The organism is bacterium, from assembly GCA_008933615.1.
Taxonomy (GTDB): domain Bacteria; phylum CLD3; class CLD3; order SB21; family SB21; genus SB21.
This window is the reverse complement of record WBUR01000041.1, coordinates 19,051-31,832: the sequence shown is the minus strand read 5'-3', so window position 1 is coordinate 31,832 and position 12,782 is coordinate 19,051. Positions and strand designations below refer to the sequence as shown.

Below are 12,782 nucleotides of genomic sequence, written 5' to 3'. Positions count from 1 at the left end.
TCATTATTAAGTTTATGAATCAGCTCCAGCAACGCTTTTTCATTTGTATCTGCGGGCATAGTAATTGTCTCATTATCCATACCGAGTTCCATGCACGTCTTGCCTTTGTTGCGCACATACACCTGGGACGCAGGATTATCGCCAACCAGCACCGCAACCAACTTCGGCACGATGTTTTGCGTCTTCAGATGCGCAACTTCAATTTTAATTTCCGCTTTAATATCCTCTGCAATTTTTTTCCCATCAATAATAAATGCGCTCACTTTTTTCACTCCTGTTTGTTATTCTTCATGGAGAACACCGTAGATCTCCAAGATTCAGTTTCCATTTTTACTGCAGTTGAACTTTAAAGTTTATCAATAAATCTGACTTGTCACCATAGAGTTTCAAGTGAGGCAAAAACAGATGGCGTCAATTTTATCTACTGCTCCGGTGCGGACTATTCAATCTTAATTCTTTCAATATAAGTTGCTTTCCCGGTTTGTGTATCAATTTTTAAAAACACTCCATGGAATTTCGCGTCGCCGGTTGACGGTTCAAATTTAAAATAAGTTTGCAAAATGAATTTCTTAATTGCCGCATCTTTATGCATTCCGATCACACCGTCATGCGGACCGGTCATACCGACATCCGTTATGTATGCCGTCCCGCCGGGTAAAATTCGCTCATCAGCCGTCTGAACATGGGTATGTGTTCCCAATACCGCGCTGACTTTGCCATCCACATAATAACTGAATGCCATCTTTTCAGCCGTAGCTTCCGCATGAAAATCCACAATAATTACATCCGTTTCTTTTTTCATTTTTTCGATCTCGCGTTCTCCGCTGCGAAACGGACAGTCGATATCAAGCATATACGTTCTGCCTTGTAAATTTAAGACGCCCACCTTTACGCCATTATTAAGCTGGTAAATCGCAGAACCCCGGCCCTCATTTCCAACCGGGTAATTGAACGGGCGTAGCAAGTATTTCTGAATGAGCGGATTTTCCGAATAAAATGTTTTTTTCTTATCCCAAATATGATTACCGCTCGTAATGACATGTACGCCGAGATTGAATAATTGTTGGCACATAGTTTCAGAAATACCCTTGCCGTCAAATGCATTCTCTCCGTTGGCCATAACAAAATCAATTTTTTTTTCTTTAATCAGATTTGGCAGAATTTTCGACACCATTTCCATTCCGGTCTGGCCGAATATATCGGCAATATGTAGGCAATTCAATTCCATTTCTATTTCCGTTCTGTTAAAACAATATTTGATTCTATTAATTGTCTATCTCAATGATAACAACATAAACTAGTGTGCTTATCGGGCTGGCTCACAAATGGAAGAGAACACTTCAGTCTGAGCGAAGTCGAAGACTGATTTTACTAAACTTGGTCATGGTTCGACAAGCTTGTCCTGAGCCCCGCCGAAGGGCTCACCATGACGTATGTGAGCAAGCCCGATAAGCATATAAACTAATGATTATTCATCGCAGTTTCAATTTATGGCCTCTAAATAATTCCGTGAAGGCTCCGGCCTTTCAAACCAAACTGATCCACTCGCCGCGTAATTTCCGGATCTTCGATGAGCGGCGGTGCATGGTGCGGTTTGATGCGCGCGTCGATCACCAGCGGCCCGTTACAGCCCCAATGTTTATCTTCTATAAACGCACCGGCTCCGCTCACGTCCGATGCCGGATTTGAACGCGTAAAAGTTACCCAAAGAAAATTATTCAGATTTTGAGCCGCAAAGTTACTATCATCACATAATACGATTAGAGGAAATCCGTCGAATATTCCTGATTTTGAGCAATACACACAAAATTTTTCCCGTTCACTTTCCCCTTCTGATTTACTCGAGATAGGTTTAGCGGTTACGGATAAAACTCCCGGAATAACCGCTTTCGGGTCTTTAAAACCTTCCGGCAATGTGAATCCCGGCGGAAGTTTGACCGGAAGCTTTCGTCGTATTTTGCCTGCAGCTGCTATGACCAATTTAGAACCTTCATTAACAGCCGTTCCCGTGTAATCGAGAGTATCCATCGTGGTACGGGTTTGAAAATGAAGATCAGTCTTCCAATCTACTCGTTCCAAGACATGCGTAAAAAATTCCTCAACATGATGTATATCTAATTCAGGATTATCCTCTTTTGCAGTGATGAACAAATATTTAGCCAACGATAATTGGCCCTGTCCAAGAATGGCGTTTGCGATGGTCAGGATTTCCTGCGGACGGCGTTCTTCGAACGGAACATAACGTTCGCTTCCGATAGCAAGAAGCAGCGGATGAACACCGGCCGCATCGACGGCATTCACCGCATGCAGACCCGGGATAACTGTCGGAATGATCGGGCCCGTAATGTCGTGAATCAAATCTCCGAAGGACGTATCTTCCTGTGGCGGACGACCGACAACGGTGAATGCCCAAATTGCATTCGGCTTATGATATACATTTTCCACTTTCAGAAACGGAAAAGCGTGCCGTAAACTATAATATCCCAGGTGATCTCCGAATGGTCCTTCCGGCTTTGTTTCATTGGGATCAATGGTTCCCGTTATACAAAAGTCTGCATCGGCCGCAACCAAAAACCCTTTCGGGTCGCGAAAATATCTAAACCTGCGGCCTCCCAGAACGCCCGCAAACATTAATTCAGACAGCCCTTCCGGCAACGGCATTACTGCGGCTACACTCAATGCCGGCGGGCCTCCGATAAATATACTGACCTTTAATTTTTCTCCGCGCCGAATGGCCGCAGCATGATGCACGCCGATACTGCGGTGAATCTGATAATGCAACCCGATCTCTTCATTTGGTTTGTATTCATTTCCAGATAATTGAATTCGATACATCCCGAGATTGGACAGCCGTGTTCCAGGAAAATCAGGATGTTCTGTATACACCTGCGGCAAAGTGACAAAAGCTCCTCCGTCATCAGGCCATGATTGAATTTGCGGCAAGTCCTGTATTTTGCAGGATTCAAAATGTGATCGAAACCGTTTTTGAGGTATTGTTTTTAAAGCCGTAAGCGGAACAGACCAATAGCGAAATGGATGTTTCATCGCGATTGTTGGATCGATTTTCAGTTCGACGAGCTTCTTAACGCTTTCCAACGACGAACGAAAAATAAATCTGGTTCGCGCCATCGTTCCGAATAAATTGGATACACAACGAAATCGGGATCCTTTGACATTAGTAAAAAGTAACGCCGGACCTTGAACCTGATAAACGCGTCTTTGGATCTCAGCCATCTCCAAACACGGATCAACCTCCTCTTTTACACGAATCAGTTGACCCTTTTTTTCAAGATCGGTAACACACGATTCTAAACTACGGTAATGCATTCACACCTTTCACATTTTCGGTGGACAAAATAAACAAAAAAGACTAAAAAAGAAACAAAGATAAAATACGTTAATCCACCTATTGAAAATTTTCACTTTCCCGCGTATGCTGGTAAATGGATAACAGACATTCCTTAGTTTGGTTTCGGCGTGATCTCAGATTCACAAACAATACCGCTTTATCGAGCGCATTGACGCAGAGCGATCAGGTATCTTGTGTTTTTGTATTCGATGAGGATATGCTGAAATCACTTCCGCCACACGACCGGAGAGTGTCGTTCATCTGGGAATCTCTTGAGGACATGAATCGTCAACTCGCGCAAAAAAAAGCAGGACCGGTTCACATATTCTTTGGTAAACCTGACCAAGTAATTCCACGCATTCTTTCAAATTCCACGATCGACGCCCTATATGTTAATCACGACTATGAACCTGAAGCAATAGATCGTGACAAAAAAATTCATAGTATTTGCAAAGACAGTGGAATTAATTTCCATTCTTCAAAAGATCAGGTCATATTTGAGAAATCGGAAATAATCAAGAATGACGGGACACCCTATAAGGTTTTCACGGCTTACAAGAACAAATGGCTTGATGAATTGCAGAACTTACCTCCGGATTACTTCCGACCATCGGCAGTAACATGGGAAAAAATCAAGCCCCTCTCACATTCACTTGAAGCGGTCACGACGTTATCGCAAATCGGTTTTAAACAGGTCAAAAACATAATTCCAGGAGGCGAAAGCGTCGGTAAGAACCATTGGGGAACATTTTTCAAGACGCAAATTAAAGACTACTTTGAGAATCGCAACTTGCCTGGAATTGATAAAACTTCACATCTTTCGCCCTATTTGCGTTTTGGAAACCTGTCCATACGAGACGTGGTCGGCAAATTGAAGGACGATGATTCTAAAGGAGCTCAATCTTTCTTGTCAGAACTCATTTGGCGGGAATTTTTCATGATGATTCTTTTTCATTTCCCGCATGTGGTGTCTCAACCTTTTAATAGCGCCTACGACGGTATGCATTGGCAAAACAGAAGAGACTGGTTTGGCGCTTGGTGCGATGGTAAAACAGGGTTTCCCATTGTCGATGCGGGTATGCGTCAGTTAAATGAAACGGGCTTCATGCACAACCGACTGCGTATGATTACCGCGTCGTTCCTCGTCAAACATCTGCATATAGACTGGCGGTGGGGAGAAAAATATTTTGCCCAACGGCTTTTGGATTTTGAATTATCAAGCAATAACGGAAACTGGCAGTGGGCTGCAGGAACAGGGGTTGACGCGGCGCCGTATTTTAGGATATTTAATCCGTTGACCCAAAGCAGGAAATTTGACGCGCAGGGTTCTTATATCAAACGCTGGCTCCCTGAATTGGATGAGTACGACGATAAAATAATTCACGAGCCCTTCGCGTATCGCCAAAAAACGGTATTGAATAATTACACCGAGCCGATCATCGACCTCGCAATAGAAAGAAAAATATGCCTGGAAATGTATAATTATCTTTCCGATCGTAAAAAGTAACCTGCAGCAAAACCAACGCCTGCGCCGATGATCCCATATACAACATATTCAATGCCGGTATCCCTCAAGACAACATTCATGGACAATGGTATCCATCCAAACGAGGAGTTAAAATAAAAAAATACCGTGCATGCAAAACCCACAATGCTGGAATAAAAGACAGCTTCGCCAGGTATTCTTTTGTTTAAGGTCGCCAAAACAGGAAGCGCTACGACAGTGCTCAGTAATCCTGATGACAAATAGAAAATATCCCATAATGAATTCACGTTGATAGAGATGAGGAATGCCGCGCCCATTACAGCGACATTGACACCCTTCGACATACTGAGTTTCTTCGTCTGTAGAATATCCCTGCCTACGTTAAGACTGACGATATTTGTGCAGGTGTCTATAGTGCTCATTGATGCACACAACAAGCCAATCCCAAGAAAAATTTCCATCCAAGGATTGTTAAAGGGCAGCACGATCGCAGAAATAATTTTCTCCCCTTCATTTCCTATCACACCCGTTGATGCGGCATCGTTGACCGGAAACAAAGTCAAAGCGGCCATGGCAATTACAGCGGGAATAACGCCGACGAACAAAAACGAATTGAACAAACCGATCAATGCCGCTTTGCGGGCTTCTTTGACGTTTCGCGCTGCTTGAATTCTAAGCCAAAGGTCGGCTTCACTCAGCCACCCGGGCAAATAAGCAAACGCCGTAATAATAATAAGCGGCATTAATGCGCCATCAAAAAAAGGATCCTGCGCCCTTGCGGGAATCAGGTTCCCGGTATCTAGTTCCGGCAACTGCAACATAGCCATCCAAGCTACAGCAAAAAGATAAGACGCAACAAAAACAAACTGCAGTTTATCCGTTTTGACTACCGCTGAAAACCCGCCCCAGGTAGAGTAAATCGCTATCGTCAGCGTAATCAGCACCATGATCCAAAACTTGTCTATCCCTAGCGACGATTCCAGAAGATTCGCGGCAACGTAAATTTCAGCGCCTCCCCATATTAAGAAGACAATGACCTGCGTCAAACTCACCATAATGGCCGACCTCTTGCCAAATCGGATGCGCACCATTTCAGTCTGGCTGAATGCGGGAAGATCGCGAAATCTTGTTGCTAAAAAATATATGCCGGTTAACGCCGCCATCCACGGAAGCGTCATGAGAAGAAAGCCTGATAAGCCGTACCAGTAAAAAATCTGAATGGCGTACACACAGGACCACGAAATAGACATAAATCCGGCAGACAATGAGAATCCTGCCGACCATCCCCCCAAGTCCCGCGCTGCAGTCCAGTAATCATCGCCTTTCTCTGTATGCCGGCTCCGGAATCCGAGATAAATCATCGCTGAAACATAACAGATAAAAACAACCCACATGATCATGCAGCACCCCAATATGAAACCGTACGCCTCACAGTCTATTCTTATTCTTTATTTCAATATATTTGTTTATTACTTCGGATGACAGATTTTCAGGAAGAACGTCCAGTACTATCGCGCCATGAGAACGAACGAATGCAATGGCCTGCTCTCTTTCTTCCAAAAGCTCTGCGGCGGCGGCTTTTTGATATACATCATCTTTTGACTCGATCGCTTGATTTACAATCATATTCAGAGAATGGTCCTTCATTAGTACGCATAGCGGCAGATGTTTTGGGTACATAACAGAAACATTGTGGATCAATATCTGAGATGAATAACGATCCAAAAACTCGGTAAACATCACGATCAATGAACGCCTCTTATGTTTTTGACGCAGGTATTCAAACGCGCTTGCATAGTCTGATTCTACAAGTTCGCTTTTTACGTTATACAGACGTTCCGCGATAAACGAAAGTTGTGTACGGGTCTTTTTAGGGGCAAGAAAAGATTGGACAGTTTTTGAAAAGACAAGTATTCCAACATTGTCGTTTTTTTTGATGGCTATATCGGATAGAACAAGAGCGGCATTGATTGCATGATCTAATTTTGACAACCCCATTGAAACTCCACCCATCAATCTACCCGCGTCAATCAAGATCATTACATTCTGGCTACGTTCAACCTGATATTGCGTTGTGATCAACTTGGCCATTCGCGCTGAAGCGTTCCAATTAATATTACGGTATTCGTCGTCCGGAGAATATTCACGCAAACTTTCATATTCAGTTCCTTGCCCGAATTGTCGTACAGGACGCGTGCCGGACTGCATCCATTTTCCTCTCAGTGCGGTCAATTCAAATTTCTTGATGGCTTTAAAATTTGGATAGACCTTAACCGGCATCAATAATGAAAAAATGTAGCGCTTCTGAATAAGGCCAAATAGAATGCCGTAGCAAGAAAGATTCACATTATGAAATACGAAATCGCCGCGATGATTTGGATGAATTTCATAATAGAAAGATCTGATTTCACGCGGACGTAAAGTCGCTTCAAAATTTACGCTACGCATAGCGAACTCATCCGGCGGCTCGTCATGAATCATCATTTTTAGTTCTGATACGGAACGGTTCTCAACATAAATTTTTACGCTGTTTTCAACTCCCAGCGCTAACTTTGAAGCAACTTTTCTCCATACAATAATTTGGTCTTGATTTGGCATAAACCAAAACTCAAAACAAATGGCCGCGAACAGTAGCAACGCCGCAACAATCCCAATATATAATAATTCATCTATTGCGAATCCGCTGACGGTCAAAAGAGAAAAAAAAATTAGCAGGAAAATGGTTCGCGGTGTAAAGGTCATGAATATGACGGATGGCGGAAAAACGTTATTCGAATTTATGTTCGATTTTTGTTGAATTCTCAGGCCTAACGCGCACCGTCAATTCGTAGAACTTACTGAATTTAGGATGCGTGAGACGTATTTTATGAAATCCGGGCTGAATTTCAATCGTTTGGGGTGTCGTAACACCCCTGCGTAAAGCGGTGTTGATGTAAATGTAAGCTCCCGGCGGATCAGAATTTAATTCGAGAAAACCGTTTGGATTTGAAAATACGATCGTGGTTGTAATAGTATCATTTTTTTCTACTTTTATTGTTTTGTTTCTTTTTTCATTCTTATAAGCCGCACTGATCCTGTGCGTGCTTGCTAACAAAAGATCGAGTTGAACCGGCGACTTACCTACTGACTTCTCCGAATCGTCAATAAAAATATCCGCTCCACTAGGATTCGACTGCACAAGTAAAGAGCCGTACGTAGCTTTCAACGAATCACCCAGTTCGATAGTTTCGTCAAACTTAAGAACCAATTGTTTCGTAACGTCTTCGTATCCATCTGCGCTGATAGTCACAGTCTGATCGCCAACTTCGACGCTGAATCGATTGGTTCTAAGATTTTTTTGTAATTTCTTCCCATTCCATATAAGGCCGGCATCCTCCGGGTAGACCCTTTCCAATGAAACAAATCCTCGTAATTTATCCAGAGTCATTTCAACCGGATAATTTCGATATCTGCGAAATACAACGTTGCGGGTCTTTGATGAGTAATCCTCTTTAGAAAACAACAGCGTATAGTTGCCTCCAGGAAATGGGAATTTTTCAATCGGCGTATAGCCTATAAATAACCCAGTGCTGGTTTCAACTTTTGCCATCTTTGGATTCGATGTAATCGTAATAAACGACGTATCCACTCCGGGCGGAATTTCAACCGGAGAGAGTTTCAGGTTGACGTCAACTTTTTTCGACTCACCGGTCGCAAAAACCAATGCCGTTTCGTACTTCTCATAAAAATCGCGTTTCACTACTAATCTGTGTTCTCCCACACCAACGCTGTCGATCTTGATACTATTTTTCTTTGTTTGAATAACCAGCCCGTCAATACTTACCACGGCATCGGGCACATTAAGCGCCACTTCTAATGAGGCCGGTTTCTGTGCGGTCAATGTATCGGCGATTCGATTGGTATGACTTCCAAATATCAGCATGAAAAAGAGAATAAAAGTCAGCATTCCGGAATACACCGAAAGCCCCATAGTAAGCTTTTTGTAATCCAGCGAAATTCCAATTTTATTGAATAATGAAGGTAACGCCATTTTTGCCGTGTCATCTGAGAGAGCGCTCATACCTCTGGATCCGGTCATGGTTAGCGTTAACTCCACCCGCTGAATGTCCTGTTCAAAAAAATCGACGCTTCGGTACCGCTCTTCCGCATTGCGCCTTAATGCGCGGGAAATAATGTTGTCGAAAACCGGCGGAACCATTGGATTAACTACGCTCACGGGAGGCGGGTTTTCATTCATCACGCGATAAAGAATTTCCGTCAAATTTGTGCCCGGAAACGCCTTGTGTTGCGTAAGAAACTCATAAAACACTGCGCCAAGCGAGAATATATCGGTTCGATGATCAACTGACTTTCCCGTGATCTGTTCCGGCGACATGTATCCCGGCGTGCCTAATATTGTTCCGACAACCGTGTTGTTCGATGTGCTAACTTTAGCTATACCAAAATCTGTGATTTTTGCATGCCCGTCGTTTGTAAGAATAATGTTACTGGGCTTTATATCGCGGTGAACTACTCCGTTTTTATGTGCGTAACTCAATCCGTCACAAATTTCAATCATGATCTCAATCATCCTGCTGACGGGAAGTTCCGACTCATTATCTATAACATGTTCGAGGGTTTTGCCGTCAACATATTCCATTGCGATATACGATATTCCGTCTACTTCTTCTACGTCAAAAATAGTGACAATCGCAGGGTGATTGAGTTTTCCGGCGTACTGCGCTTCATGAAAGAATCTTTCCCGGAATTCAGCTATTCGGTCTTCCGGCAGGTCGGTCCCGGCCTGCAGAGTCTTAATAGCCACCACACGCTCTATGCGCTCGTCGATCGCCTTATACACAATGCCCATTGCACCCTGGCCAAGAATGCCCAGAATTTTATAACGGCCCAGCTTTTCTATGTTGGGTTGCTGATTCATTTTCGAATGCGCTTAAAATGACGGGTTGCTATGAATAATTATACACAATTTATTGAAATATACATACATTTTTTTAGTTATAATATCATTCCTCTCATTAATATTTAAACGTCCACCAAATTTAGGAAAAGCCTATGAAAAAGATCTCACGCTTCGATTTTTTTAAATTATTCATTGTGCTATTCACCACGTTGAGTATCAGCAAATGGGTCATAGCATGTTCTGAAAGTAAGAACGAATCTGACGGAGGGGACAATGGTGGCGGGCCGACACCACAACCGGACTGTTTAAATGCAGGTACTAATGTAGCCATTGGCGGCAACCATGGCCATCAACTTACCGTATCGAAGGCTGCTGTCGCTGCTGCGGTCGAGGAAACATACGACATAACCGGCAGTGCCGGTCACACTCATTTTGTTACTATCACTGCAGCCGATTTCGCAAATCTCGCTGCCAACCAACAAATTGTCAAGACCAGCTCTGCATCAGGTCACACTCATAGCGTCACTGTTTCATGCGCCCTCGCTTGATTACGATGAGTATTAACTGAACAAAGTGGGGACAGGTTTGAAATGCAATCTCTAAAAATATTTCAATAATGCAAAAAGCTGATTCATTTGAATCAGCTTTTTATATTTCCGGAGAAATTATGGTGGCCAACTAAACGAAGTCCGTTGATTAGGCGGGCGTAGTTTAGCGGAGAGGGTGGGATTCGAACCCACGATACCCTTACAGGCATACCGGTTTTCGAGACCGGCTCCTTCAACCACTCGGACACCTCTCCAATTGTCTCAATGCATCAAAACAGGTGCAAGCATAACAAAATATTGCCTTTTAAGCAATTATTTTTTGAAATGAAAAATAAATTCCTTACTTTTCTACAATTCACAAATACTTACCAACAACAATATACGAAATGAATCCAATTATTGAATCACAGATCGACGGACTAAAAGAGGTCGCGCATAATCTTTGGTGGACGTGGAATCAAAGCGCTCAATTGATCTTTAAAGAACTGGCCACGATGGTTTGGGAGGAAACAAACCATAATGCCGTTGCCGTATTAAATTCAATTTCGCCGGCAGAACTGCAGGCTCGGCTCCGTGAATCCACATTCGGTGAGAGCGTGAAAGAAATGCTTGATGATTTTCATCAATACATGCACCGCGAAAAGACCTGGGGCAGCGTGAATATGGCGGAATTTCAGCAACATCCCATCGCCTACTTCAGTCCTGAATTTGCGTTACATGAGAGCCTGCCGATCTATTCCGGCGGCCTCGGCGTTCTCTCCGGCGATCATATCAAATCGGCGAGCGATCTCGGTATACCGATGGTTGGAATCGGCTTATTTTACAGGCAGGGTTATTTCCACCAGACCCTGGCTGTTGACGGATGGCAACATGAGACGTATGTTACGAATGACCCACACAACCTGCCTATTACATTGCTTCGTGATAAGGCGGGAAAGCCGGTAGTCACATTCGTCGAGATAGGCCACAGCATCGTAAAACTTTATGTTTGGAAACTGAACATCGGGCGAATTAAACTGTATTTACTTGATAGCAATCATCCTGATAACGAAGAGCATTACCGCGAACTCACGGCACGAACCTATGGCGGCGACATCACGACGCGCATTTGTCAAGAAATAGCGATGGGCATTGGAGGAGTGCGTCTCTTAAACACAATCGGCGTTGAACCGTCGGTATACCACATGAATGAGGGGCACAGCGCATTCTTGGGGCTTGAATTGGCGCGCGAAAAACTTCTCGAAGGAAAAACCATTGAGGAAGCGTTTTCCTGGGTCAAAGAACATTGTGTTTTTACGACCCATACGCCTGTTCCGGCCGGACACGACCGATTTACAAAAGATCTCATGCTTTTTACTTTGTCCAATTACAGCGCGACTCTTGGAATTTCCATTGACAAGATTATGGAATACGGACGTGTCAATCCGTACGACGACAAAGAAACATTTTGCATGACCGTATTCGCTTTGAAAATGTCGCGATCAACTAACGCCGTCAGCGCCTTACACAGCGATGTCACACGCAAAATGTGGCAAGGCCTGTTTCCTGACAAACCGGTTGAACAAGTACCTATCACGCATATTACCAATGGCGTCCATATCCTTGGCTGGATGAATTATCCTACGCGTAAATTCTGGCACAAGTTCCTGGGAGAGGACTGGGAATATCATATTATGCAAGGCGACTTTTGGCACAAGGTATCCGATCCGAATTTTATTCCGGACGAAGAAATCTGGGCTTTGAGATACAATTTACGCCGCCTGCTCATAGAATTCACGCGCATGAGACTGAAAGAGCAGCAGCGGCGGGCCGGCGGAAACGGCGTTAAACTGTTTGACACATTTTTATCGCCCGATGCATTGACCATAGGTTTTTCAAGACGATTCGCAACCTACAAACGCGCGCCGCTGATCTTTGCGAACATCGAAAAATCTCTTTCCATGTTCAATAACGAAGACCGTCCACTTCAAATTATCTTTGCCGGCAAGGCCCATCCGAAAGATGACAACGGAAAAGCGCTGATCAAACGTGTCGTTGAATTAAGCAAACATCCGCAATTATTCGGCAAAGTCGCATTTATAGAAAACTACGATATTAATGTCGCGCGATTTCTTATTTCAGGCTGCGATATATGGCTCAATACGCCGCGCCGGCCATTAGAAGCAAGCGGAACCAGCGGGCAAAAGATTGCTATTCACGGCGGCTTGAATCTCGGCATCCTGGACGGCTGGTGGCGCGAGGGATATGACAGCACCAACGGTTTTGCAATCGGCAAAGATGAACATCCTGACAGTGAGCAAGAACAGGATCGTGTAGACGAGGTAAATCTTTATAACGTATTATTAAATGAAGTCATTCCCACTTTCTATAATCGAGACGCCGCTAATATCCCGCGTTTGTGGATTATGAAAATACGCAAAGCCATGCAAACGTTGATCCCGAAATTTAATACCGATCGTATGGTTGCTGACTATGCGACAAGGATTTATAAGAAGTAAG

Annotated in this window: 9 protein-coding genes and 1 tRNA gene; 3 read left to right on the top strand and 7 right to left on the bottom strand. The window is 43.8% G+C overall.

Annotation, left to right across the window (positions count from 1 at the left end):
- The 3 genes from F9K33_13795 to F9K33_13785 all read right to left on the bottom strand — a co-directional run.
- A partial coding sequence (locus tag F9K33_13795; protein KAB2878316.1) for a bifunctional 5,10-methylene-tetrahydrofolate dehydrogenase/5,10-methylene-tetrahydrofolate cyclohydrolase occupies positions 1-272 on the bottom strand: 272 nt, incomplete at its 3' end.
- Positions 273-439: 167 nt separating this feature from the next.
- Positions 440-1,228: a TIGR00282 family metallophosphoesterase gene (locus F9K33_13790; protein KAB2878315.1), complete on the bottom strand. Its 789-nt coding sequence runs from the start codon at positions 1,226-1,228 to the stop codon at positions 440-442.
- 269 nt (positions 1,229-1,497) lie between these two features.
- Entirely contained in the window at positions 1,498-3,327 is a 1,830-nt protein-coding gene (locus F9K33_13785) for a UbiD family decarboxylase (protein KAB2878314.1), read from the bottom strand.
- A 116-nt stretch (positions 3,328-3,443) separates the two neighbouring features.
- Between F9K33_13785 and F9K33_13780 the strand changes: the two genes are divergently transcribed.
- Entirely contained in the window at positions 3,444-4,856 is a 1,413-nt protein-coding gene (locus F9K33_13780; GenBank protein KAB2878313.1) for a deoxyribodipyrimidine photo-lyase, read from the top strand.
- Here F9K33_13780 and F9K33_13775 read toward each other — a convergent pair.
- From F9K33_13775 to F9K33_13765, 3 genes are read right to left on the bottom strand one after another with little or no spacing between them, the layout of a single operon-like run.
- Positions 4,832-6,235 (bottom strand): sodium:solute symporter family protein, encoded by a 1,404-nt coding sequence (locus F9K33_13775; protein ID KAB2878312.1) that lies wholly within the window; start codon positions 6,233-6,235, stop codon positions 4,832-4,834. The genes F9K33_13780 and F9K33_13775 overlap by 25 nt on opposite strands.
- A 28-nt stretch (positions 6,236-6,263) precedes the next feature.
- The gene (locus F9K33_13770; protein ID KAB2878311.1) at positions 6,264-7,577 is read right to left on the bottom strand and encodes a DUF58 domain-containing protein; all 1,314 of its coding nucleotides are present in this window, start codon (positions 7,575-7,577) and stop codon (positions 6,264-6,266) included.
- 25 nt (positions 7,578-7,602) lie between these two features.
- A complete protein-coding gene (locus tag F9K33_13765; protein ID KAB2878310.1) occupies positions 7,603-9,753 on the bottom strand; it encodes a protein kinase in 2,151 nt (716 codons plus the stop codon).
- A 134-nt stretch (positions 9,754-9,887) separates the two neighbouring features.
- Here F9K33_13765 and F9K33_13760 point away from each other — a divergent pair, with 134 nt between their 5' ends.
- Positions 9,888-10,283, top strand: coding sequence for a hypothetical protein (locus F9K33_13760; GenBank protein ID KAB2878309.1), 396 nt, complete (start codon positions 9,888-9,890; stop codon positions 10,281-10,283).
- Between the two features lie 167 nt (positions 10,284-10,450).
- On the opposite strand, the gene F9K33_13755 is transcribed toward F9K33_13760, so the two are convergent.
- Positions 10,451-10,537 (bottom strand) — tRNA-Ser (locus F9K33_13755).
- Between the two features lie 132 nt (positions 10,538-10,669).
- Between F9K33_13755 and F9K33_13750 the strand changes: the two genes are divergently transcribed.
- Positions 10,670-12,781, top strand: a complete 2,112-nt coding sequence (locus tag F9K33_13750; GenBank protein KAB2878308.1) for a glycosyltransferase family 1 protein — start codon at positions 10,670-10,672, stop codon at positions 12,779-12,781.
- Position 12,782: the final 1 nt, after the last annotated feature.

What these genes read in the sequence shown, in the direction of transcription:
- F9K33_13790 (KAB2878315.1), bottom strand. Translation starts at nt 1,228, where the DNA reads ATGGAATTGAATTGCCTACATATTGCCGATATATTCGGCCAGACCGGA.
- F9K33_13785 (KAB2878314.1), bottom strand. Translation starts at nt 3,327, where the DNA reads ATGCATTACCGTAGTTTAGAATCGTGTGTTACCGATCTTGAAAAAAAG.
- F9K33_13780 (KAB2878313.1), top strand. Translation starts at nt 3,444, where the DNA reads ATGGATAACAGACATTCCTTAGTTTGGTTTCGGCGTGATCTCAGATTC.
- F9K33_13775 (KAB2878312.1), bottom strand. Translation starts at nt 6,235, where the DNA reads ATGATCATGTGGGTTGTTTTTATCTGTTATGTTTCAGCGATGATTTAT.
- F9K33_13770 (KAB2878311.1), bottom strand. Translation starts at nt 7,577, where the DNA reads ATGACCTTTACACCGCGAACCATTTTCCTGCTAATTTTTTTTTCTCTT.
- F9K33_13765 (KAB2878310.1), bottom strand. Translation starts at nt 9,753, where the DNA reads ATGAATCAGCAACCCAACATAGAAAAGCTGGGCCGTTATAAAATTCTG.
- F9K33_13760 (KAB2878309.1), top strand. Translation starts at nt 9,888, where the DNA reads ATGAAAAAGATCTCACGCTTCGATTTTTTTAAATTATTCATTGTGCTA.
- F9K33_13750 (KAB2878308.1), top strand. Translation starts at nt 10,670, where the DNA reads ATGAATCCAATTATTGAATCACAGATCGACGGACTAAAAGAGGTCGCG.